The following is a 23576-nucleotide window of genomic DNA, read 5'->3' as shown; positions in this document are numbered from 1 at the left end:
GTCGGGTTAAGCACGAAAGTGCCTCCCGGGCAACAGGCGCGGTGAGCGAACACATGAAGGGTCGAAAAACAGATAAGCCGTGCCTGGATAGCAGGCGCCAACACGCGTTCTTGCCAATCCGGGCAGACTCAGAGGAAGACAGCGGTAACACCGATAGCGGGATGGTGCGGATAATCCCGATGCCCTATCCGCCCGGCAAGTTGACTAATCAACTATATGCTTTAATGCAGGCTGTTTGTATGCGACAGTGCGTCGCCAGTGTCCGTTTAGTGCACCGTGTTCGCAAACGGCGACGACATCGCCCTTCGCATGGGCACCGATCGAGCAGCAAGCCGGCCTGCTGCCGGCTCGCTGCCGATCGGCGAAAGTCAGACGCGGAAATCCGCCGCCATGTCTTCGTCGCTGCGCGCCTCGAGTTTGCCGGAGCGGCAGGCTTGCATGAATTTCTTGTAATCGGCCTCGTTCTGCGCGGCATAGGCCAGCGAATATTCGGTGAGCGCTTCGGCGAGGCGGTCGCCATTGCCGAGATAGGCGGCGATCTCGACAGCCTTTCCGCTCGCCTTGGCATGCGCGCGAGCCAGCGCCCAACCGCACAGGCGCGCGTAGCCTTGCATGAGGGTGCTGTTCATGCGCTCCACTTCCGCTGACACCTTCATGTCGCGCAATTGCCGGAAATAGAAGTTCCTGCCGGCAGGACCCGAAGTCCAGCCGAGGAACGAATCGCTGGCCGCCTGCAGCAGGCGCTGCCCGACAACCACGCGTTGGCCCTGATGCTCGAGGCCTGGCGCCTCGTAGTAGTTGGCGATCACCGACCCTCGCGCTTCCTTGACCTGCAGGAACAGCGGCTTGCCGTGGCCGTCCACGAACAGCATGACGAGGCAGAACGTGCCGACACTCCCGACCCCTACCACCTTGAACGCGATATCGTGAAGCTCGTATTGACCGATCATCATGCGCCGCTCGGTCGAAAGCGTGCTCAGGTATTCGTCGAACGCCTTGGCGAGTTTGCCTTGCCACGCTTCGGCGTTGGACCAGTTGCTATCCTTGCCGAGCAGCGAATTCGGCCCGGTGGGATGGAACAGCGCGGGAGGCGCATCCTGGATTGTCCAGTGGCCGTCGCGCAGCGTCGCCATCTTGGCGAGCACGCTTTCGTGCGTGCGTGTCGACGCTTTTTTGCTCGTCTTGGCGATGAGGGCTCGGCCTTCTTCGGTCGCCGCAGTCTCCATCATGCGTTCGAACGAGATGATCTCGTGCCACAAGTCGAGGGTGCTGTATTCCGAATATTCGCGCATACGGCCGGCGTATTCGTGAACCGCTGCCCATACGAACTCACCGATGGGACCGCGCCCCATGCCCATGTGCTCGCCGGCGATGGCGAAGCTCGCAACGAGCCGCTTCAGGTCCCATTCCCATGGTCCGTTCGCCACCTCGTCGAAGTCGTTGAGGTCGAACACCAGTTGCCGCTCCGGCGTCGCGAAGCCGCCGAAGTTCATGAGGTGTGCGTCGCCGCAGATGGGAAAGGCAATACCGGAGTTGACCGTTCCGGCGAGATCGTGGGCCTGGATGATGGCGCTGCCACGATAAAACGTGAACGGAGAGAGGGACATGCGTCCGTAGCGTAACGGGACAAGCGCTTCGACCCGTCCCGCGCTGTTTGCCCGAAGCAGTTCGACAGGGTCGCGTTCGGTGTTGCCGATCTCCGCGTGCCGGGAACGCTTTGCACGTTCGCGCGCCTGACGTCCTGCTGCCTGCCTTTCAGCCAAAGTTTGCGTGCCCGCCATGTGCCCACCTCGTCTTGGGTAAGTTTCTTGATGCGCGCAGTCCGGTGTTGCCCCGCAGCGTGCCTACATCGGAAGCCGCTCGACCGAAGAGCATTCAGTCTAGCATCGAGTCGTTCGGTGTACTGCCCTATTTGTTGGCGTAGCAATCGTCTGATCCAGCGAATGTACGTTCGCAAACGTGGTGTTTTCTTTCCGCCTATGACTGTTCACGCGAACGCCTGACGCTGCACGCGGCCAGGGGAACTGTCGTTTCCCTCAGGTTACGAAATTGCCGTATGAATCGCATTGCCCCAACGGGCAATGATATTGCCCCACGCACCTATAGCCGCAATGGGGAGACTCTGCGAAAAGTGTTACGGGAGGTCATTGTCGATCTCGCGGGCCGTCTGCGCCTGTTATTTCCCCCCCTAAACCGGAGGTGATCATGTCTGAACCGGATGACGCAGCAAAGACTGGCGGGCGAAGGGCATTCCTCAAGAACGTGGCCGTCACTGGCGTGGCGACCAGCCTGTCCGGCGTCGTCGGCGAAACGCTCGCGCAGGCTGCCGGCGCCGCAACGCCAACCAGCCCTGCTTCGAAGCCGGCATCCTCCGCGACAATTGCGCTGAACCAGCAATACGCAGACTTCCTCAATTTCGCGGACACCCAGGATTTCGAAGACGCAAAACGCGGACTGATTGCCACGCTGCCAGAGCCTGTCGTCATCAAGCAGGCAAACGGCACGCCGGCGTGGGACCTGCAGCAGTTCGCATTCGTCAGCGGCGGCCCGGAGAACAACGCGCCTCCCACGGTGAATCCGAGCCTCTGGCGTAATGCCAAGCTCAACATGAATCATGGTCTCTTCATGGTGGTCGACGGGATCTGGCAGGTACGCGGCTATGATCTTTCCGTCATGAGCATCATTCGCGGCGACCACGGCTATATCGTCGTCGACCCGTTCATTACGACCGACGTGTCCTCGGCGGTCTGGAAGGAACTCGTCATTCCGCATCTTGGCGACAAGCCCATCACGCACGTCATCTATACGCACAGCCACGTGGATCACTACGGCGGCGTACGCGGGCTCGTCAGCGACGACGACCTGAAGTCCGGCAAGGTTCAGATCGTGGCGCCCGCCGGCTTTACCGAAGCGGCAGTGGGCGAGAACATCATCGCCGGGAACGCAATGGGGCGCCGGGCCAGCTACATGTACGGCTCGCTGCTGCCGCGCAGCCCCACGGGCATTGTCGACGGCGGCCTTGGCAAGACGACTTCGGTCGGCACGATCACGCTGGCCGTCCCTTCCATGTTCGCCGAAAAGACCGGACAGAAGTTGACGCTGGATGGCGTGGAAGTCGTCGTGCTGATGGCGCCGGAATCGGAAGCGCCTTCGGAGTTCATGTTCTATCTGCCGAAGTACAAGGCGTTCTGCGCCGCGGAAGACGCCACCCACACGCTGCACAATCTGTACACGCTGCGCGGCGCCAAGGTTCGCGACGCCCTCCTCTGGTCGAAATACCTGCAGACGTCGCTCGAGATGTTCGGCGACGACATGCAGGTGGTGTTCGCCTCGCACTACTGGCCGACGTGGGGCAACGATCGCGTCGTGGCCTTCCTGCGCGCGCAGCGCGACATGTACCGCTACATGCACGACCAGGTGCTGCGCATGGCCAACAAGGGCATGACGCCGCTCGAGATCGGCGAAGCGATGCGGCTGCCCGACAGCCTCGCGAAGCACTGGTTCTGCCGCGGCTACTACGGCACGGTCTATCACGACGCCGTTGCACAGTACAACCTGCGCCTCGGTTTCTTCGACGGCGTACCGGCGAATCTGCACCGTCTGCCGCCGACCGACGCCGGCAAGCGTTATGTCGAGTTCATGGGCGGCTCGGCCGCCGTCCTCAGCAAGGCGCACGGGTATTACAGCAAGGGCGACTACCGCTGGGTCGCGGAAGTCGTGAATCACGTAGTGTTCGCGGAGCCGCAAAACACGGCCGCCAAGCAGCTCCTCGCCGACACCTACGAGCAACTGGGCTACCAGTCCGAATCGGCGTCATGGCGCAACTTCTATCTGACCGGCGCGATGGAACTGCGCAAAGGCATCCAGCAACTGCCCGCCCCGCAGCCGCAAAGCCCGGACACGATCCAGGCCATGCCGCTCGACATGTTCCTCGACTACCTCGGCATCCGGCTCAACGGCGACCGCGCGGCCGGCAAAACGGCCGAGTTCAACCTCAACCTGACCGATACGAAAGAGAACTATGTGCTGGGCGTCGAAAACAGCGCGCTGCACTATTCGAGGAACAAGACCTCGAAAGCGGCCGATGCGACTGTCACGATGACACGCGCCAACCTCAACGACATCATGATGGGCAAGACCAACATGCAGAAGCTCGTGATGGCTGGCGACGTGAAAGTCGACGGCAACAGCCAGAAACTCGGCGAGTTCGTTTCGTGGCTCGACACCTTCGACTTCTGGTTCAACATCGTCACGCCGTGAGGTCCCGCCATGTGCGCAGTCTGTGAGTTCAAGATCGAATTCGGTATCAGCCACCCGCTCGCGCTGAGCGTGGCCGTCGCAACGCGAAAAGCGATCGAGGCGGATCGGATCGAAGCCATCGACGTCGATGAGGGCGCGCTCGCTGCCGCGCGAAAGCGCATGGCCGCAGTCGAGGCGTTGAACCTGCTGCAGGCGCGCATCGAAGGCGCGCACGCAGAGAAGAGTCTTCTGGATTTGCCCGACTTTTATGTCCTGCTCATCGAAAACGATACCTGGGGCTTTTTCCACGCCACCACGGAAGGCTTCGATCCGGACATCGTTCCGGAGATCCCCGATGTGACGACGACGGAAGAGGCGAAACGCAGCAATATCGTCATCATGTCCGAGTCCGCGTTGCGCGGCTGGCTGGCCGGCCGATTCGACGTTGAGCACGCGTTTCGCGAAGGGCTTTTCGTGATTGACGGCCCACAGGTCCACGTCGACTCGCTAACGCAGATGTTCCACGCTACGGAAGTTGCCGCCGTCGCGCACTGACGCTTTCGGCGCGGCCGCATGAGGATCGCGGTCGCGCCGAAGCGTGAATTTCGCCGCTCACGCGGCGGCGATTATTTGCTCGCGGAAAACCACTTCTGGTAAATCTGCTCGTAGGTTCCGTCCTGGTACATCCCGAGCAAGGTCTCGTTGATGGTCTTGCGCAACGGGCTGCCGTTGGCGACCGCGATCCCATACTTCGCGGGCAAAAATATCGGGCCAACTACGGCAAGCGACCCGTTGCCAAGCCGCCCTGCCCAATATTGCAGCGTTGGCGCATCGTAGACGATGGCTTGCACGTCGCCGCGCATCAGCATCTGGAAGCCTTCGGCAGCGGTGTCGACGCTCACGAACGGCAAGCCTCGCTCCTTGAGGTACAGGGCCGCGACCGTGCCGGGCACCGTGCCGATCTTCTTGCCGGGAAGATCGTCCGGCCCGCGGATGTTCGACTGCAGTCGCGCCACTGTCTGGAATGACGTGACGGTCGCCGTGAACTGCGCGATCAGCACCACCCCGATCAGCCACATCACGGGTACCAGTATCCTTTTCCAGAGTCCCGCGCTTTCGCGCTCGCCGTGCTCGCCCGTCGCAATGATCAGCATGGTCACCCAGAGCCCTTCGCCGACCGCGCGCAACCAGGGCTTCTGGAAGTTGGGATCGTTGCGGCGCTCCATCAGCCAGACGAGATTGGCGAGCATGAAGACGATCACGACGGCGACAGCGAGGAACTCCGCGAGGGCAAGCCAGGGAACCGAACGCAGCGACGCGATGAACGAGTTGTCGTTCTGCGCGCGCACCATGATCTGCAAGCCGGAATCGAAATACGGCAGCGAGAAGTCGACGCGCTTTTCGCGTTCCGGTGTCATGGTGATCGCGGCAATGGCGATGTCTGCGTCGCCACGCTGAATGGCGGTCAGCAGATCAGGTTGCTGCGCGACGAGATCCCATGTGAAATCGACGTGCATGCGGCGCGCGATCTCATACCAGATGTCGATGCTGAAGCCGGCCGGTGTTGCCGTCCCCGGCAACACGAACGGCGCGACCGTGGCGATCGCCACTCGCAGCGCGCCGCTTGTCCCGGCGCTTGCGCTCGCTGGCGCGGCGGCCGCCGCTTGAGGTGGCTGTACGGCTTCGGCAGCGGCGCCAGACGTTGCTGGCGCAAACAGGAGCAGGCAGAGCGTGAACAGCCACCAGGCCGGCTTCGTCATGGCGTCCCTCCAGAGGCGACTTGCGTGCGTTGCGGCGATGAGATCCAGTATAAGGACCGTACACCCTTTCCAGGTGGTAGCGGCGCATTCGTGGCAATGACCGCTACCGCTCAGAAACTGAGCGCGAGGCCGAGCGAAGCGCCCGTCACATCCTTGCCGAATGCGTAGCGGGCGACGATGCGTAGGCGCGAGAAAAGCTTGGTCACGGCGCCGGTGTCGATTTCGATACCTACGCCGAGCGACGTAAGCTGATTGAAGCCGAGGATGTCGGCCTGACTTCCGAGGTAGTCGGAGTGCGATAGTTCGAGGACATAGCGCAGCGGCCGGTTGAGCGCGAGCAGCCCGGTCGGCGCGCGCCAGCGCGCGTAAATATTCGTGGACTGCGCATTCGCCGTCCCGCGCACGCCGCTCGACGATCCGAAGCTCTGCAGATAAATGTCGGTATAGCGCAGTTCGAGGTCGAACTCGTAAGGCTCCTGACGGGGATACCAGCCGATCATCAGCGAACCGCCAAGGCCGTAGGCATTGAGCCTGCCGTTCTGGATGAAGCTGATGTTGCTGTCGGTTTTCCGGTTGATGAGGAATTGCGCAGCGGTCGCGTCGCTGATCACCTCGCCAAGCGAGAAGTTGAAGATCGGCCGGATGACGAGATCCCGCTTTTCGTTGAGCGGGAAGTCCCAGCCTATGCCGCCCGTGGCCGCCACGTTGGTCCAGCGGGTGGGCAGCGCACGCTCCTGCTGGCCGTCCGTGGCGACGAACGTCGGGTCGTAGCGGGACCCGCCGATCGCCCCTTCCAGGTACAGCGGAAAGCTTGGGCTCAGCGTAAAACCGCCGCCGAATTGCGTCATGCTCAGTGAGGGGTCGCCAGTGGAGCCGTTGCGAATGCCGAGCGTGCTCGCGGAGAGGTCCGGCGTGACGGTAAAGGACAGCAAGGCAAGAACGGCGTTCGCGCGCTTTTGGACATCGGGTCCGGTGAATTCGGGCAGAGATGAAGTCTGCGCCTTCGCCGCAGTTGGCATGAGCAACTGGCTTGCTGCCAGCACCAGGGCCCCGAACGCGTGCGCGGTCGTCACATGCGCGCATCGGAAAGGCCGCGCTTCAGAACTGTGCGTGTCGCCCGGACTCCTGGTGTCGATGGCCGGCATCATTTCGGGCTCTCCATCTTTGCGCGAGACGCTCGATTCGTCCTTCAGTTCGTCCTTCAGGGCGTAATTTAACGGTGCCTCCAACGAAAGAAAAGGCTTACGCGCGAGATTGCACCAAAGGGCAATCCGATTGCCCGAACTCCCTATCGCTTCGGCTTGCTGCCTGAGCAACACTCGACTTCGCAGCGCGCCAACGAGCCATGCTCAAGGAAGAAACCCATGATCCCGCACAGCCGGAAGACTTCGTCAGCAAGAGCGCTGGCGCGCGCGGCAACCGCCAGCGCCCTGCTCGTCTACGTACACACCGCCTTGGCCGCGAACCTCGAGTTTCTGCACGACACACCGCTCAGTTACATGAAGCAGAAAGACATCGACTCGGTCAAGCAAGCGGCCATTGACGCACTGAACTCGAAAAGCGACGGAGAATCGGCCCAATGGACGAATGAAGGCTTGGGCAACGGCGTGAAGATCGACGCCACGTTGACGCCTCGCGACACGTCGAAGACCGGCGATCGGACTTGCCGCGTGGTCGACGTGGTGCTCAACGCTAAGGGGCAATCGCTCAATCTGAATCCGCGCTACTGCCGAACGGGCAACGCGCAATGGCAACTGCAGAAAAAGAACTAATGGCGCCGCGCCTGCTCCGCCCCTGGTCCGTCGTCAATTCGAATTCGACCCGCGTGGCGAGCCGGAATGTTCTGAATTGATACGTTTGCTATCAAGTCGAAAATATAATGGGGCGCAAAAAATGGTTAAACGATGCACCGTAAATTGAAAATCCTCGCGCGCCAGTCAATATCAAAGACATTCCCGGCGCCGTTTGTCTTTCATGCTTCTACGCGGGCAAACTGACCATCGTTTCAGTGCGGCGCAGCAACTCGGCGAGTGAGGTCGCGCCAACCTTGCGCATCAGATCGGCACGACACGACTTGATGGTGCGTTCGGACAATCCAAGTTCCGCAGCGATCTGCTTGTTTCGAAGTCCGGCGGCGATGCCGCGCAACACAACCTGTTCGCGGTCCGCAAGCTGCACCGAAGCCGGGTGCCGCGCGGGCGCGTGCGTCGTGCACGCGTTCAACGCCACGCCGATCGCGTCGAACAGCGTTTGCCGCTCGAACGGCTTGAGCAGGAAATCGACAGCGCCCGCCTTCATCGCTTTCACCGTGCGCGGCACGTCGCTGTACGCGCTCATGAACACGATAGGCAACGCCCGCGAGTCGCGCAGCAACGCCTGCTGCAGCTCCAGCCCGCTCGGGCCGCCCAGTTCGAGGTCCAGAAGAATGCAGCCGGGGCGATTGTCCACGGCGCTCACCAGAAAATCTCCGGCGGAAGCATAAGCACGCGCCTGAAAGCCGGCACTCCTGAGAAGCCGCGACAACGCAGTCCGCATTGCCTCGTCGTCGTCGATAATATGAATTACCGTCTGTTCAGGATCAGTCACGCTTTTCTCCGTCGTTCATCGTGCGATGCAACGAAATTCCGGGTTCCTGCACTGACCACAGCGAGCTATCGCCGCAACGGACTACTTGAATGCGTCTAACTTATATTGGTTTATAGCAATTTTCTTCAACCCTTGCGTGATTGGCGTCATCTCCGATTTTGCGGATTCATACGGAAAAATTGACTAATTGGCGATTATTGCCATTTTTAATCGGTATCATTTTCCTTGGCTGTGCGTGAAATGCCTGGCAGCGCGTGAGTGTCCGTATGAAGGCGTCAATCGGGATTGCCCGAGAGGGCAATATCGCTTCCCGAAATCCCGATGGCCGTCCCGTTGCATTGCGAAAACAATCACGCAGGGAACCAGGGTTCGCTCGAACAGCGTCCACGCTACGAGGCGGTTCGTGCTACTGGAGACGGTCATGTCGTGCTACGACTCCATCGGAAGCAATGCCCGCAGGCACCTCTTCGCCGCGCTCGGCCTGCTGGCGGTGGCCTGCGCGGCATCGCCCGCGTGGTCGGCAAGCGCAGGCTTTCTTGAGCGCGCGCCGGGCGGCCGCCTCGACCAGCAGGATATCGATGCGCTCAACAGCACGGTCAAAGCGGTGCTGAACACCCGCGACGATGGCGAAACAAGCGCCTGGAGCAATCACGCGACCGGCAACCGCGCCGAAGTCAAGGCAACGCTCACGCCGGAAGGCACCTCGATCGTGCATCACAGAATGTGCCGATACGTGGTCGTGACGGTGCAAGGCGGCGGCCAGCCCTTCACGCTGAGACCGCAATACTGCCGGAACGCCGACGCGACGTGGGAACTTCAAGGCGCACCGTAACGATCGGCACGGCGTGCCGCAGCCCGCATGCATCACGCCGTTGCGGTCGCCCTGGAAATCGCCTCGACCAGCGCCTCGCCCGGAAATGGCTTGGTCAGTAGCGCGTGCGCACCCGTGCTTTCGATGGCGCCGCGCGTGCGCGCGCCGTCATACGCCGTCATGAACACCGCGGGCGGGCGCGGCGCGTGCAGCGTATCGTAGAACGCTGGCCCCGATATGCCCGGCAGTTGAACGTCGATCACGAGGCAGCGCGCCGTGGAGGCGGATTCGAACAGATTCGCGTCCTCGGCGCTGCGAAACGAGCGCGTGCGAAAGCCGGAATACCGCAGCAGCCGCTCGAGCGCGCGCCGCAAGCCGGCATCGTCCTCCACGATCACGATCATCTGCCGCATCACGTTCATACGACCCCCACCTTGCCAGTCCATCGAGTCTTGTACAGACGAGCGCGCAACGCCATAGGGAGTCGTGGCCTGCTCCGCTGGAGTCGTTCGATTACATTGCAATCCTATGCAATCTGGCACCAGGATAAACGGCCCGCGAAGGCAACGAATGAGGGACGCGCGTCGCCACCTCATCTACGAAGCATGCTTTAGCCGCGGACCTTCAATAGAGCATTACGCCGTTACGCGAGTTGCAACATCGGGACTTGGGGCAATTCCATTTCCCCTTTGGGCAATATCGGGCAGAAGCCTTCCCTTTCGCGATCCCGGCCATTACATTAGGCACTGCAAGCGCGCAGCTCGACGCTGCAAAAGCGCCTGCTAAAACGATGCTTTCACGTTTCTGCGGCTTCTCGCTCATATGCCGGGAGAACACGATGAAGAGAAGGGTTACATGCGTGGCCATACTGGCCGCCGCACTCGTTGCGCCACAGGTTTTCGCACAGGCGTCCGCGCCAGTCGCGGCAAGCAGTGTCGCCAATCCAGTCGATCCTGCGGCGGTCGAAGCGCTGAAGAAGATGGGGGCCTACCTCCAGTCGCTCAAACGCTTCAGCGTTTCGACCGAACTCACCGGCGAACGCGTGCTGGAAGACGGCCAGAAGCTCCAGCACACGGCAACGGCGGACGTAGACGTCGATCGGCCGCACCGCATACGCGCGTCGATGTCGAGCGCACGAAGCCAGCGCGAGATCATTTTCGACGGCAAAACCGTCACGCTTTTTTCTCCGGCTCAGAAGTTCTACTCGAGCGTTGCGTTCGACGGCACGATCTCGGGACTGATTGACAAGCTGAACGAGAACTATGGCGTGGAGTTCCCGCTGGCCGACCTGTTCATCTGGGGAACGCCCAACGCGCCTGCCGACCAGTTCGAGTCCGCCATGTTCGCGGGCCAGGACTATATCGGCTCGGACCTCTGTAACCACTACGCGTTCCGCCAGAAGGATCTTGACTGGCAAATCTGGATCAAGGCCGGGGGAAGTCCATTACCGCGCAAGATCGTGATCACGCGCCGGGACGACGACGCCCGCCCGCAGTCCACTTCGGTCATCGACTGGACGACGCACGCCACCTTCAACGACGCCACGTTCTCGTTCCATCCGCCCGCTGGCGCGAAGAAGATCGAAATCGTTCCCGTCAAGAACAAGGGGTAGGCCCATGAAGACCACACTCATGCGAAATCCCGTCCGGCTTCTTCCTGTCGTGATCGCTGCCTGCATGGCCTTCACGGTGCCGCCTTCGGCGAACGCCTTCAGGGGCGGTGGCGGAGGTGGCGGCGTACACCCGGGCGGCGGCGGTGGCGGCATGCACGCAGGCGGCGGTGGCGGCGGCATGCACGCAGGCGGCGGTGGCGGCGGCGCACGCGCCAATCATCCGCCCGTGAACAACGTGAACGCCGACGCGCGCACGCGCAACGTGCGCAACACGAGCGTGAACAATGTCAACGCGAATCGCAATGTCAACGTGAATCGCAACGTCAATGTGAACGTCCAGAACGACAACCATCGCGGCGGTTGGGACGACGATTACCACCCGGTCGCCACGGCGGCCGCCGTCACGGCCACCGTGGCGGTGACATCGGCGGTGGTCGGCTCCATCGTCCACTCGGTGCCTGCCAACTGCGTGCCGGTGAATTATGGCGGCATGGTGTACCAGCAATGCGGCAGCACCTGGTATCAGCCGCAGGGGGCGCAGTATGTCGTGGTCAACGCACCCTATTGACGTGCCATGCCATATTCATCAGCGTAACGCGTAGACGCGAGCATTACGCACCGCCCCGGGCCATGCGCCCGCGGGCGGTGCCCTCGCGCACATCGCCGATGACTGGAGTACACCATGAGCTCGTGGACGGAAAAGGCCAAGGAAGAGTTCAAGAAGGTTTTACCGCCAACGATCTTCTTCATCATCCTCCACATCATCGCGCTGGTCCGTACGCTGATGGTCAAGGAGACCGGCATCGCGTTGCCCACCTCAGGGTCCGTGCTGATCACCTCGCTCATCCTCGGCAAGTCCGTGCTGCTCGCCGACATGCTGCCCTTCATCAACCGCTTCCCCGACAAACCGCTCGTCTGGAACGTCGCCTGGAAGACGCTGATGTACACGATCGTCGCGCTCGCCATTCATTATCTGGAGCGCCTCTACGAATTCTGGAAAGAAGCGGGCAGCTTCGCCGCTGCAAACCACGAAATGCTCGCTCAGATCAGTTGGCCGCGCTTCTGGGCGATCCAGATGCTCGTGACGCTGGTCTTCAACTACTGCGTGATTGCAGAGCTGGCACGCGCGCTCGGCAAGAGCCGGCTCAAAAGAATGTTCTTCGGCCCGCTGCCAGCATCGCCGGGCCGTTCATGGCAACGAGGCGGCGCGTTCCCCTGCTACACGCCTAGAACGCCTTGCGCAACTGCACCCAGCAGTGCACGGAGGTGTTGGCGTTCGCGCTGAGTATGTCCGGCGTACGGCCAAACGGGAAGGCCACACTGGCGCTCAGCAGCAGCTTGTAGGGTCCGTTCCATTGCACGCCGAAACCGGCGCTGCTCAACTGGCCGGTGTTGGGTCCGGGAACGAACACGTTCTTGTACTGCTGCACCCAGCCTGTGTCGACGAACACGGAAAACTGCCAGAGACCCGGAATGTTCTGGAACGCGGCGTCGTGCCGGTATTCGATCGTAGCCAGATAGCCGCGCGAGCCGGACAAAACGCCTACGTCGTAGCCGCGCACGCTATCGGGGCCGCCCAGGTAGAACTGCTCGGAGGTGTCGAGGTTCTTGCTCGACGTCTGCCCCGAGAAGCCGAAGTACAGCGCATCGCTGTGCGTGAACTGCTGCAGACGCGATACCGACAGCGCGAGCTTCACGTAGTGGCCCGCCGTGTCGGCGCCGAGCTGGTCGATGATGTCCGTCTGCAGGTTGTTCGCCGCGAGCACGCCGTAGGTCAGCGCGATTCGCCCATTGGTCACGCCCATCGAATCGAGCTGGTCGCCCGCGAGCGTGGTGGTCACGCTGTTCGTGTGGCGATCGTTCTGGAGTCCGATGATATCGATGTTGTCGTTCAGCCTGCGGAAATCGTATTCGATCTGCCCGTAGAGATTGCCCTGCGTATTGCGGATCAGCGGCTGCGCCAGCACCACGCCGCCAACGAAGGCCGAACCGTGCGCGTCGAGATCGGAGAGATCGTTGCGCAAATGGTAGTTCAGTCCCGACACGGTGGCCCCGAGCGTCGTGCCTTGCCCGTTGAGCAGGTAGCGGTAGTCCATGCGTCCGTAGGTCATGCCGGGGCCCGTTGTCAACGCGCTGAAGTCGAGCAGGTCGCCCTGATTGAACGGGCCGTTGATGTTCAGATTGCCGCTGCCCCGCACGCGTCCGCTATAGGGGTCGCCAAAGTTGTCCACGCCTGCGTCGCCGGTCACGCGCTGCTGGGGCGTCACGTCGACGAGCAGATCCGACGTGCCAACCTGCTGCCCTGGCCGCATCGTCGAACTCACCATCGCGCCCGGAATGTCCTGCATGAGCAGCAGTGTGCGCTCCAGCTCGAACTCGCTCACCGGCTGCCCCGACTGCAGCGCCGCCAGCGTGTTATTCAGCACACGGTCCGATACGCGGCTCTGGTTGTTCAGCGAGACCGCGCCATAGCGCGCTTCGGCCACGTCGATGCGCACGACGCCGTTCTCGATCGTCTGCGCGGGCACATAAGCGGTAGCCAGCGGGAAGCCGTGCTGGTGATACAGCTCGCTAATCTTGTCGGCGAGCGCGTTGAGGTCGCTCAACGTGAGGTTCTTCCCCTCGCTCGGCGCGACTACGGCGTGCAGCATGTCGGTGGGCAATTGCGTGTTGCCCGTGATCTCGATCTGGCGCACCGGGAACGTCTTCGTGTTGTCCGCCGGCGCGGCTTGCGGCGGCTGGATCGTGAGGTCGAGGTTCGAGGGCGGCGGCTGCAACTGGGGCTGCGGCGCCTGCTGAAGCAACTGACCGCTATTCGGCGGTGTCGGCACCCGCACTTGCGCGTGTGCCGCAAAGGCCGTCGCGGCGAGCGCGACGGCGAGACTGATTCGTGTTCTGCACAGGCGCTTCGGGCGAATCTCGATCATGGCATGAAGATGTCGTGGGGCGCTTGCGCGCGCGTGTTGTTGTTCTCCTCCACTCGGAGGCGTCAATTCGTCGGCAGCCGTACCCCGCCGTTGAGCACCGTGAGCGCGAGTCCCGGATGGAAGTCCGCGCGCGCCAGATTGCGCTCGTTGGGATGGTCCTCCTGCTTCTGGTTGCCCGCGTAGCCGCCCTGCGCGGTGTCGGAAGCGGTGCCATACGGCGTCGCCACGTCGTTCGGTGCGAGCGGCGCCTGGACGCTCGCGAGCGTGCCCGAGGGCACCGGCGCGACCGGCGTGATGATGTCGGCCGTCAGTCCGGTTGGCTGCACGAGCACGTAGTTGCCCGAGTCGGCGCCGCTGGCGGTCATCGCCGTGCTGACCGGCTTGTTGAAACCGATGGCCGGATCGTTGAAATAGCCGGTGGCGCTGTTGCCGAGCGTCACGCTGTCGTTTCCGAGCACGCCGGAAAGCGTCGCGCCCGAGAGCGCGTCGAGCACGGTGCCGTCATAGGTCCGGTTGGTCGTGTGCGTGTCCACCACGACGAGCGGCGCTGGCGTGACCGTCACCCAGTCCACGCCGCCCGCCAGCGTGTAGTTGCCCGCGAGCGCCGCGCCATTGCCGGTCAGCGTATAGCCGCCGGTTCCGCCGGGTACGAATGCGATCTGGTTGCCAACGTTCTTCGTGGCGAGCGTCCCGCTGCCCGAAAGCGTGAGCGTCTCCCCATTCACGCCCTGGAGCACGCCATTCGCGCCAAACAGGCTCGCCGCAGCGCCCGTGGTCGTGTCGTACACGCGGCTGCCCTTGAGATCGAGCACGACCGGCGCGATGTTCGCCGACGTGGTCGCCACCGTGTTGAACGTGTAGTTGCCGGCGTCCGCGCCGCTGCCCGCAATGCCCGTCACGAGAATGGGAATGCCGTTGCCGGCATTCGGCGTGACGAAGTTCGAGGACTGCGCGCTGAAGCTCACGCTGTCGCCGCTCAGCACGCCGTTGCTCGCGAGGCCGACCGAGGCGGTGCGCGTGCCGTCGTAAGTCTTGCTCGTGCCCGTCGCGGTCACGGTAATCGCAAGCGGCGTAATGGTCAGCCAGTCCACGCCGCCGACGAGCGTGTAGTTGCTGGCAAGCGTCGAACCGTTGCCGGCGAGCCGGAAGCCGTTGAGCGCGCCCAGCGCGAACGGCTTGCTCTGCCCGGCGTCGCGATTCAGAAGATTGCCGTAACCGGTAAGCGTCAGCGTCTGTCCATCGACGCCTGTGAGCACGCCGTTGTTGCCGAACAGGTTTGCGTCGGCCTGGCTCGTGCCGTTGTAGACGCGGGTGCCCGTGAGGTTCAGGACGAACGGCAGAATATTCGCGCTCGTGACCGCCGACGTGTTGTACGTGTAGTTCGAGAGATCGCTGCCCGTGCCCAGGATGCCTGCCACGTTGACCGCGATGCCGTTGCCCGCGTTGGCCGTGGCGAAGTTCGCACTGCCGGCCGTGAAGGAGGCTGTGTCGCCCGCCACGAGGCCGCTCACGGTCAACCCGTTGAGCACCGCTGTGGTGGTCGCGTCGTAGGTCTTGTTCTGCGCGCTGGCCGTGATCGTCAGTGCGCGCGGGGTGATGTCCGCGCTCGTCGTGATGACCCGGCTGCCGAACGTGTAGTTGCTGATGTCCGTGCCGTTGCCGTAGAGCCCCACCGTGATCGGAATGGCCGTACCGACGTTGGGCGTGAGGAAGTTCGCCGAGTTGTAGCCTACCGTCGCGTTGTCGCCCGCCACGAGGCCGTTCACGGTGAAGCTGCTGAGCTGCGCCGTCGTGGTGCCGTCGTAGACCTTGTTCTCGCCCACGGCCGAGATCGTCACCGGCTTCGGCGTGATATTGACCCAGTCGCCCACGCCGCTGCCCAGCGTGTAGTTGCTCCCCAGCGCCCCATTGTTGCCGCTGAGCGTGTAGCCGGCGAGACCGTTCGCCGCGAACGGCTGCTGCGCGTTCACGTTCTTGCTCGCGAGCGTGCCCGTGCCGGAGAGCGTGAGCGTTTCACCGTTCACGCCGGTTAGCACGCCGTTCGCGCCGAACAGGGCGGCGGCCGCGCCCGTGGTGCCGTCGTATACGCGCGTGCCCTGCAGGACCAGCGTATAGGGCGTAATGTTCGCCGTGAGGCCCGCGGGCTGCGTCAAGGTGTAGTTGCCCGCATCCGCGCCGCTCAGCCCGAAGCTGGTGGTAACGGCGATGCCATTGTTGACGTTCGGGCTGGCGAACTGGCCGGTGGTGGCGTTGGTCAGGGCAACCGCGTCGCTGCCGAGCACACCGCTGAGCGTCGAATTGTGGAGGGTCGCGTTGGTGTTGCCGTCGTAGACCTTGTTGCCGGCAGTGGTGCCGGTCACGCTCAGCGCGGCGGGCGTGACCGTCAGCCAGTCGGTGCCGCCTGCGAGCGTGTAGTTGGTGGCGAGGCCGCCGTTGCTGCCGTTGCCGAGCGCAAGCGTGCCCAGCGAAAATGGCTTCTGGGTGCCGACGTTCTTGTTGTTCAGCACTCCCGAGCCGTTCAGGGTGACCGTCTCGCCGTTCACGCCGGCGAGCGTGCCGCCGCTGAACAGGTTTGCGTCGGCGCTGGTCGTGGCGTTGTAGACGCGCGAGCCGGTCAGGTTCAGCACGTAGGGGGCGATGGTCACCCAGTCCACGCCGCCGGCAAGCGTGTAGTTGCTCGCTTGCGCACTGCCGTTGCCTGTGAGCGTGTAGCCGGAGAGGCCGTTCGCGGCGAACGGCACCTGGGTGCCGACATTCGGCGAGGAGAGCGTGCCGGTGCCGGAGAGCGTGAGCGTTTCGCTATTCGCGCCGGTGAGCACGCCGTTCGCGCCAAACAGCGTGGCATTGGCGCCAGCCGTTCCGTCGTATACACGCGTACCCTGCAGGGTCAGCACGTAGGGTGTGATGTTCGCCGTGACGCCCGTGGGTTGCGTCAAGGTGTAGTTGCCCGCATCCGTGCCGCTCAGTTCGAAGCTGGTGGAGACCGCGATGCCATTGTTGACGTTCGGGCTGGCGAACTGGCCCGTCGCGGTGTTGGTCAGCGTGACCTGATCGCCGCCGAACACGCCGCTAAGCGCCGAGTTGTGGAGGGTCGCATTGGTGTTGCCGTCGTAGACCTTGTTGTCGGCGGTGGTGCCGGTCACGCTCAGCGCGGCGGGCGTGACCGTCAGCCAGTCGGTGCCGCCTGCGAGCGTGTAGTTGGTGGCGAGACCGCCGTTGCTGCCGTTGCCGAGCGCAAGCGTGCCCTGCGAAAACGGCTTCTGGGTGCCGACGTTCTTGTTATTCAGCACGCCTGAGCCGCTCAGGGTCACCGTCTCGCCGTTCACGCCGGCGAGCGTGCCGCCGCTGAACAGGTTTGCGTCGGCGCTGGTCGTGGCGTTGTAGACGCGCGAGCCGGTCAGGCTCAGCACGAATGGCGTGATGTTGGCGCTCGTCGTGGCGGTGCTGTTGTCCAGCACGTAATTCGTGGCATCGGCGCCGCTCATGGTGATGCCGGCCACGTTGATGGTAATGCCGTTGCCTACATTCGGCGTGACGAAAAGCGCCGAGGCGTCGCTGAATGTCACCTGGTCGCCCGGCGCCACCTGAGCGCTCGTAAGGGCAACCGTGGCCGACGTGTTGGCATCGTAGACCTTGTTTTGCCCGGTCGCGGTGGCCACGGCAATGTGCAATGCCGTGATGTCGGCGGTGATGCCGCTGGGCTGCTGCACGACGTAGTTGCCCGAATCAGCGCCGCTCAGGCCGAAGCTGGTCGCAACCGGGATGTTGTCGCCGACGTTCTTGGTGGCGAACGTGCCGTTGGTGGTGTTGGTCAGCGCCGCCTGGTCGCCACTGAACACGCCGTTGAGCACCGAGTCGTGGATGGTCGCCACGGTGGTTCCATCATAGACCTTGTTGTCAGCAACGGTGCCACTCACGGTTAGCGTGAAGGGCGTGACCGTCAACCAGTCGGTGCCGCCCACGAGCGTGTAGTTGCTGGCCTGGCCGGTGCCGTTGCCGAGCGCGAGCGAGCCGAAACTGGCGAACGGCTTCGCATTGCCCACGTTCTTGTTGTCAAGCGTGCCGGCGCCGGTCAGCGTAAGCGTCTCGCCGTTGACGCCGGTGGCGAGCGTACCACCCGGTGCGAACACGCTCGAGTTCGCGTTGGTCGTTGAGTCGTAGACGCGCGTGCCCTGCAGATTGATGATGCGGGCCAGGATGTTGGCCGTGGTATTCGCCGTCGTGTTGTTCAGCGTGTAATTGCCGGCATTGGCGCCCGTCGCGGTGATGCCCGTGACCGTCACCGGCAGGTTTTGCCCGACGTTGGCCTGGGAGAAACTGGCCGAATAGCTAAAAGTCAGGTTGTCGCCCGCAATCAACGGCGAGTTGGTGAGGTTGACATTCGCACCCGTGGTGGCGTCGTAGTACTTGTCGATGCCGGTGGCCGTGACCGTGATGCCCAGCGGCGTGATGTTCGCGATAATTCCCGTCGGCTGAACGAGGGTGTAGTTCGCCGCGTCCGTGCCCGAAACGGTCATGCTCGTGGATACCGGCTTGGCGTTGCCCACGTTCTTGTTATTGAACTGACCGACGGTGTCATTGCCCAAGGTCACCTGGTCCGAACCCAGCACGCCATACAGCGTTGCACCCGAGAGCGCCGCGTTGGCATTGCCGTCATAGACCTTGTTCGCAGCGGCGGTATTGAGCACCGTGAGCATGGCGGGCGTGATGGTCACCCAGTCGGTGCCGCCCGCGAGCGTGTAGTTGCTCGCGAGGCCCGTGCCGTTGCCGAGCGCCAGCGTGCCGAGATTCAAAAACGGCACCTGGGTGCCCACATTCTTGCTGGTCAGCGTACCGGTGCCGGTGAGCGTGAGCGTCTCGCCATTGACGCCGCCGATCACGCCCGCGCTCGAGAACAGATTCGCGTTGGCGCCGGTCGTGGCGTCGTACACGCGCGTGCCGGTCAGGTTGATGATCTTGGCCGTGATTTCGCCGAGCGTGCCGGTGGCCTGGGTCGGCAGGCTGTAGTTCGACAGGTTCGTGCCGACCGGCGACGTATAGTCCGGTGGCTCGAGCGTCGCGCTAACGCCGACATGCGTGCCGACATTCGGCGAGAAGTAGCCGCTCGCGGCTGTCTGCGTGATAGTCGCGCTCTGGTTCCCCACGAAGCCGGTAATGGTGAAGTCGGACGCACCGAGCGTGACCGACGTCGTGCCGTCGTACTGCTTGATGGGGTTGCCGGTAATCGTCACCGTGAGCGGCGCGGGCGTGATGTTCGCGAACAGGTTCGACGGCTGCGACACGCTGTAGTTGCCCGCCTGCGCACCGCTCAGGGTGAAGCCGCTCGCGGTGACCGCCAGGTTCGTGCCCACGTTCGGCGTACTGAACTGTCCGCTCGCATTGCCCGACGCGAGCGTGACGTTGTCGCTGCCGAGCACGCCAGCGAGCGTGACGTTGCCGGTGTTGATCGTGGCGGCCGTCGTGCTGTCGTAGACCTTGTTGTTCGCGACCGCACCGTTGATGGTGAGCGGCGCGGGCGTGATATTCGCGCTCAGCCCGGTGATGGTCTGCAACGTGTAATTGCTGGCCGCGCTGCCGGAAATGCTAAAGCCGTTTGCCGTCACGGCAATGCCGTTGCCGACGTTGGACTGGGCGAAGGTGCCCGAGGTGGACGTGGTGAGCGTCACGTTGCCGGCGTCGGACGGCACGAGGCCCGAGAGCGCCGCGCTGCTCACATCGAGCGTGTCGGCGGTGGTCGTGTCGTAGACCTTGTTGGTCGCGTGGGCGTTGATGACGTAAAGCGGCGCCGGCGTGATGATCCCCGGGCCCGAGGCCGTGGTGGGCAACAGGTAATTGCTGAGCAGCGTGCCGCTGTTGGCGGTGTAGTTGCCCGGCACGAGCGACCCGCTAACGATCCAGTTGCCCGCGTTCGCGCTCGCGTAGTTGAACTGCGTGGTCGGCGTAATCGTGGCGCCCTCGCCGCTCACCATGCCGATGACCTGCAGGTTGCTGCTGCCCACCGGCGCGAGCGTGGTGCCGTTGTAGACCTTCCTCGGAAGGCCGATGATCGCGACCGTGAGCGGCGCTGGCAGAATCGTGCCCGTGCCGTAGGCCGAGATCGGGAACGAATAGTTGTTGAGGTCGGTGCCGGCACCGGCCGTTAGTTCGGATTGCGTAAGACTTGCCGTTACCGCCTGGGACCCGGCGTTTTTCGTCGCATAGTTGCCGGTAATGGTCTGATTGACCGTCGCGCTGTCAGTCCCCACGAACCCGGTGAACGTGAAATCGCTCGCGGGAATCGTGGCGATCGTGTTGCCGTCGTAGGTCTTCGACGGGTTATCGTTGATCTGCGCCGTCACCTCTCCGCTGATCGGCCGCTTCACGATCGTGCCCATGCCCGTTGCGGTGGTCGGCAACGCGTAGTCGGAGAGGAGCGTGTTCGGGCCGGCCTGGTAGGCGCTGCCCGGTATGGTCGCGCTCACGCCCTGATAACCGACGTTGGGCGTCGCGTACGCGCCCGTCGGCGGGTAGGGATTCAGGGAGATGAACTCGCCGGGAATGGCTCCCGTCACCTGGTAATTGTTGCTGCTGAGCGAGGCGGTAGCGGTGCCGTCGTAGACCTTGGTCGGGTTGTTGATGATGCTCACCTGGACCGGCGCGGGCGTGATGACGCCGCTCGTGCTGGTCACGGTGGCCGGGAACGTGTAGTTCGACATCGACGTGCCGGCCGCCGGCACGAAATCGGAAGCGGTGAGCGTCGCGTCGATCGGGATGTTGGTGCCCGCATGCTGCGTCGCATAGCCCCCCGACACCTGGCCGATGGTCGCGCTCTGGCCGCCCACGAAGCCCGAAATCGTGTAGTTCGACTGATTGAGCTGGACCGCTGTCGTGCCGTCGTACACCTTGGTCGGCGAGCCCAGGAACGTGATCGTCAGTGGCGCCGGGGTGATGTTCGCGGCAAGCCCCGTGATCGGCGCGATGGAATAGTTGCCGGCCGCCGTGCCGGACAGCGTCAGCCCGCCGACCGAGACAGCGAGGTTGTTGCCCACGTTGGACTGGCTGAAGGTACCCGTGGAACTGCTCGACGAAAGCGTGACGTTGCCCGAGTCGGCGGGAATGATTCCCGATACCGCGGCACCGCCGACGTTCAGCGTCGCGGTCGTGGTGGCGTCGTACACCTTGTCGTTCGCCGTCACGCCCGTCACGGTCAGGAGCTTCGGCGTGATGTTGGCGTTCAGGTAGGCCGGCACCGAGATCGTATAGTCGCCGGCCTTGGCGCCGGTCAGCGTGAGACCCGTGGGCGCCACGGAAATCGCATTGCCCACATTGGGCGTGGCGAACAGACCCGCCGCGTTGCTCGTGTCGAGCGAAACCTGCCCGCTATCCGAACTGACGACACCGAAGAGCGCGGCGTCGCTGGCGTCGACCGTGGCGGCTCGCGTGCCGTCATAGACCTTGTTGCTGGCGATCAGCCCGGTGACGTTGAGCGGCGCGGGCGTAATGGTGCCGGTTCCCGTCGCCGAGGTCGGCAACGTGTAGTTCGCGAGGTTGGTGCCGGTGTTCGCCGCGAAATTGGTCGATGTGAAGCTCGCGTTGACCGCAATGCCCGTGCCGGCATCCGCGCTTGCATACGCAACCGAACTGGCCTGGTTCACGCTCGCGCCCTGCCCGGCCACGAAGCCCGTGAAGCTGTAGTTGCTTGCCGTGAGCGGCGCCGAAGTCGTGCCGTCGTACACCTTGGTCGGGTCGTTGACGATGCTGACCGTGAGCGGCGCGGGCGTGATCGTGCCGATATCGGCCGTGGCCGTGCCTCTGGCCTGGTAGCCGTAAGCCGGAAGGCCGGTCGACGTGTTGACGACCACGCCCGCGAACGTCGTCGGCGAGTTCACGGTGATGTTCGTGCCCGCGTTGGACGTGGCATAGGTACCCGTGGCGCTCGCGACGACATCGCCGTTCACGAGCCCCGTGGTCACGAGATTCGCGTTGGTCAGGGGTGCCGCGGTCGTGCCGTCGTAGACCTTGGTCACGCTGCCCGTGAGCCCGGTCAGCGTGATCGTGGGCGCGAGGCTGTAGAGAAAGCCGTTGCCGGAAGCCGCCGGCGTCGTGCCGTAGGGCGCGTTGTACTGGATGTACGCAGGCGTGAGGCCGCCCGCCGTGTCGAGCCGCGGGTCGCTCGAGTAGATCAGCCAGGGCGCCGAGGTGCCCGTGCTCACGGCCGCGCTGCCCGCGTTGTTCACGAGGTTCGCATTCGTCGCCAGCACGACGCCTGCGCCGCCCGTCACCGCGCCGCCCGAGGCGATCGTCAGATTGCCTGTGCCCGCCCGCATGGTCACGGCGCCCGCGCCGGTCACGGGCGCGTTCACGAAGATCGCGTTGAGCGCATCGAGGGTCAGGCTCGCGGCGGCATTGGTCCAGCTAATGGCCGCGTTGACGTTGATGTCGCCCGCTCCCGGCGACTGCACGCCGGCGCCCGACGTGCCCGTGGCCGTTGTCTGCTCCACCACGTTCGTGCCGCCGTTCAGCGTGCTCGAAATCTGGCTGGCCGCATTGGCGTCGATGGTCAGGTCGGTCGGGTCGACGAGCCACGTGCCGGCGCGCCCGAACGGCGCCGCCGCCGTGATGTGCGCGTCGGGCGCAAGGTTGAAATGCGCCGCCGAGGTTTCGATCGAGCCCCCGTCGCCGCCGTTCGGCGCGCTCGCGTCGAGCGTGCCGCCCACGTTGACCTGTCCCGCCGCCATGCCGCCCAGCAGCACGATCTTGCCCGCTTGATCCTCCACCGTCTGGGCGCGAATCTTGCCGGTGTTGTTGACCGCGCTGGCAAGGAGCGCGTCCTTCGCGCCAGCGGTCATGATGACCTGGCCGCCGTCGGCCACGATGAGTTGCCGGTTTTCGGCCAGATTGTCGAGCGTGCTCGCATCGACCTGAATGTGGACGAGGCGCGAACCGTCGAACGTGAGCGTTGCCGCGCTCCCCCCCGCCAGAGCGACCGTGCCGAGCCGCGCGCTGATAATCCCCTGATTGGATACGCGATTGCCAAGGAGTGCGACATATCCGCCGTCGGCCGCGGTAATCGTGCCCTGATTGACGACGCTGCCCTGGCCGTTCCCGCTGAAGCGGCGGGTATTGCTGCCGAGGCTGCCGGGGTCGACGTCGAGCGTGGAGGCCACGATGCCGCCGACGTTCACGCGCGCAGACGGGCCGAACAGCACGCCATTGGGATTGATGAGCCAGACCTGACCGTTAGCGTTGAGGTTGCCGAGGACGGCGCTCGGCGTGCTGCCGAGAATACGGTTGACCGCGACCGAACTGCTGCCAGGCTGAACGAAATCGACCGTCTGCCCCGCGCCGACGTTAAAGCTGCGCCAGTTCAGCTGCAACGTCGGGCTGGTTTGCTGGATCGTGGTCGTCGAGCCCGACTGCTGGATCGTGCCGGTGCCCGAAACGATCTGGCCGCCGCTGGGTCCGCCCGCTGCGTACGCCACGCCCACCCACAGAAAAGGCGCACCCGCAAGCAGGATCGCGACAAGACGCCGGGCACCGTTGCGGGTTCGACAAGCGCCTGTGCCCGCATGCCGGCACGCGAGTTCCGAAACGGCGACCCATTGCCTGAGAGACCGATTCCAGCACAACTGGTAGATGTGATTCATGGCATCGCCCATCCT

At 63.7% G+C, this 23576-nt stretch carries 14 protein-coding genes; 7 read left to right on the top strand and 7 right to left on the bottom strand.

The window, feature by feature from the left end:
- Positions 1–368: 368 nt before the first annotated feature.
- Entirely contained in the window at positions 369–1781 is a 1413-nt protein-coding gene (locus tag FAZ97_RS31135; protein ID WP_158762631.1) for a DUF2252 domain-containing protein, read from the bottom strand.
- 424 nt (positions 1782–2205) lie between these two features.
- Here FAZ97_RS31135 and FAZ97_RS31130 point away from each other — a divergent pair, with 424 nt between their 5' ends.
- Positions 2206–4260 carry an alkyl/aryl-sulfatase gene (locus FAZ97_RS31130; RefSeq protein ID WP_158762630.1) on the top strand — a complete coding sequence of 685 codons (2055 nt, stop codon included), beginning with the start codon at positions 2206–2208 and terminating at the stop codon, positions 4258–4260.
- Between the two features lie 69 nt (positions 4261–4329).
- Positions 4330–4794 carry a hypothetical protein gene (locus tag FAZ97_RS31125; protein ID WP_233271990.1) on the top strand — a complete coding sequence of 155 codons (465 nt, stop codon included), beginning with the start codon at positions 4330–4332 and terminating at the stop codon, positions 4792–4794.
- Positions 4795–4865: 71 nt separating this feature from the next.
- On the opposite strand, the gene FAZ97_RS31120 is transcribed toward FAZ97_RS31125, so the two are convergent.
- Entirely contained in the window at positions 4866–5999 is a 1134-nt protein-coding gene (locus tag FAZ97_RS31120; RefSeq protein ID WP_158762629.1) for a transporter substrate-binding domain-containing protein, read from the bottom strand.
- A 110-nt stretch (positions 6000–6109) separates the two neighbouring features.
- Positions 6110–7147 carry a hypothetical protein gene (locus FAZ97_RS31115; RefSeq protein WP_233271989.1) on the bottom strand — a complete coding sequence of 346 codons (1038 nt, stop codon included), beginning with the start codon at positions 7145–7147 and terminating at the stop codon, positions 6110–6112.
- Between the two features lie 216 nt (positions 7148–7363).
- Here FAZ97_RS31115 and FAZ97_RS31110 point away from each other — a divergent pair, with 216 nt between their 5' ends.
- Complete coding sequence (locus FAZ97_RS31110; protein WP_158762628.1) at positions 7364–7771, top strand: hypothetical protein; 408 nt, start codon at positions 7364–7366, stop codon at positions 7769–7771.
- A gap of 208 nt (positions 7772–7979) precedes the next feature.
- Here FAZ97_RS31110 and FAZ97_RS31105 read toward each other — a convergent pair whose 3' ends face one another.
- Positions 7980–8585 carry a response regulator transcription factor gene (locus tag FAZ97_RS31105; RefSeq protein WP_158762627.1) on the bottom strand — a complete coding sequence of 202 codons (606 nt, stop codon included), beginning with the start codon at positions 8583–8585 and terminating at the stop codon, positions 7980–7982.
- 421 nt (positions 8586–9006) lie between these two features.
- Between FAZ97_RS31105 and FAZ97_RS31100 the strand changes: the two genes are divergently transcribed.
- Complete coding sequence (locus FAZ97_RS31100; RefSeq protein ID WP_158762626.1) at positions 9007–9417, top strand: hypothetical protein; 411 nt, start codon at positions 9007–9009, stop codon at positions 9415–9417.
- Between the two features lie 32 nt (positions 9418–9449).
- Here the strand turns inward: FAZ97_RS31100 and FAZ97_RS31095 are convergent, their stop codons facing one another.
- Positions 9450–9818 (bottom strand): response regulator, encoded by a 369-nt coding sequence (locus tag FAZ97_RS31095; protein WP_158762625.1) that lies wholly within the window; start codon positions 9816–9818, stop codon positions 9450–9452.
- A gap of 416 nt (positions 9819–10234) precedes the next feature.
- Between FAZ97_RS31095 and FAZ97_RS31090 the strand changes: the two genes are divergently transcribed.
- The 3 genes from FAZ97_RS31090 to FAZ97_RS31080 all read left to right on the top strand — a co-directional run bounded on the left by FAZ97_RS31090 (position 10235) and on the right by FAZ97_RS31080 (position 12293).
- Complete coding sequence (locus FAZ97_RS31090) at positions 10235–11008, top strand: DUF2092 domain-containing protein (protein ID WP_158762624.1); 774 nt, start codon at positions 10235–10237, stop codon at positions 11006–11008.
- 19 nt (positions 11009–11027) lie between these two features.
- A complete protein-coding gene (locus FAZ97_RS31085) occupies positions 11028–11576 on the top strand; it encodes a hypothetical protein (protein WP_233271988.1) in 549 nt (182 codons plus the stop codon).
- 114 nt (positions 11577–11690) lie between these two features.
- Positions 11691–12293, top strand: coding sequence for a hypothetical protein (locus FAZ97_RS31080; RefSeq protein ID WP_233271987.1), 603 nt, complete (start codon positions 11691–11693; stop codon positions 12291–12293).
- Here the strand turns inward: FAZ97_RS31080 and FAZ97_RS31075 are convergent.
- Positions 12235–13935, bottom strand: a complete 1701-nt coding sequence (locus tag FAZ97_RS31075; protein ID WP_158762623.1) for a ShlB/FhaC/HecB family hemolysin secretion/activation protein — start codon at positions 13933–13935, stop codon at positions 12235–12237. The two genes, FAZ97_RS31080 and FAZ97_RS31075, sit on opposite strands and share 59 nt — an antisense overlap.
- 62 nt (positions 13936–13997) lie before the next feature.
- A complete protein-coding gene (locus tag FAZ97_RS31070; RefSeq protein ID WP_158762622.1) occupies positions 13998–23561 on the bottom strand; it encodes a YDG domain-containing protein in 9564 nt (3187 codons plus the stop codon).
- Between the last annotated feature and the right edge of the window lie 15 nt (positions 23562–23576).

Origin of the sequence: Paraburkholderia acidiphila (genome assembly GCF_009789655.1) — a bacterium.
In the GTDB taxonomy this organism is placed as follows: Bacteria; Pseudomonadota; Gammaproteobacteria; order Burkholderiales; family Burkholderiaceae; genus Paraburkholderia; species Paraburkholderia acidiphila.
The sequence above is the reverse complement of the archived record's forward strand: the minus strand, read 5'-3'. Positions and strand labels throughout refer to the sequence as shown.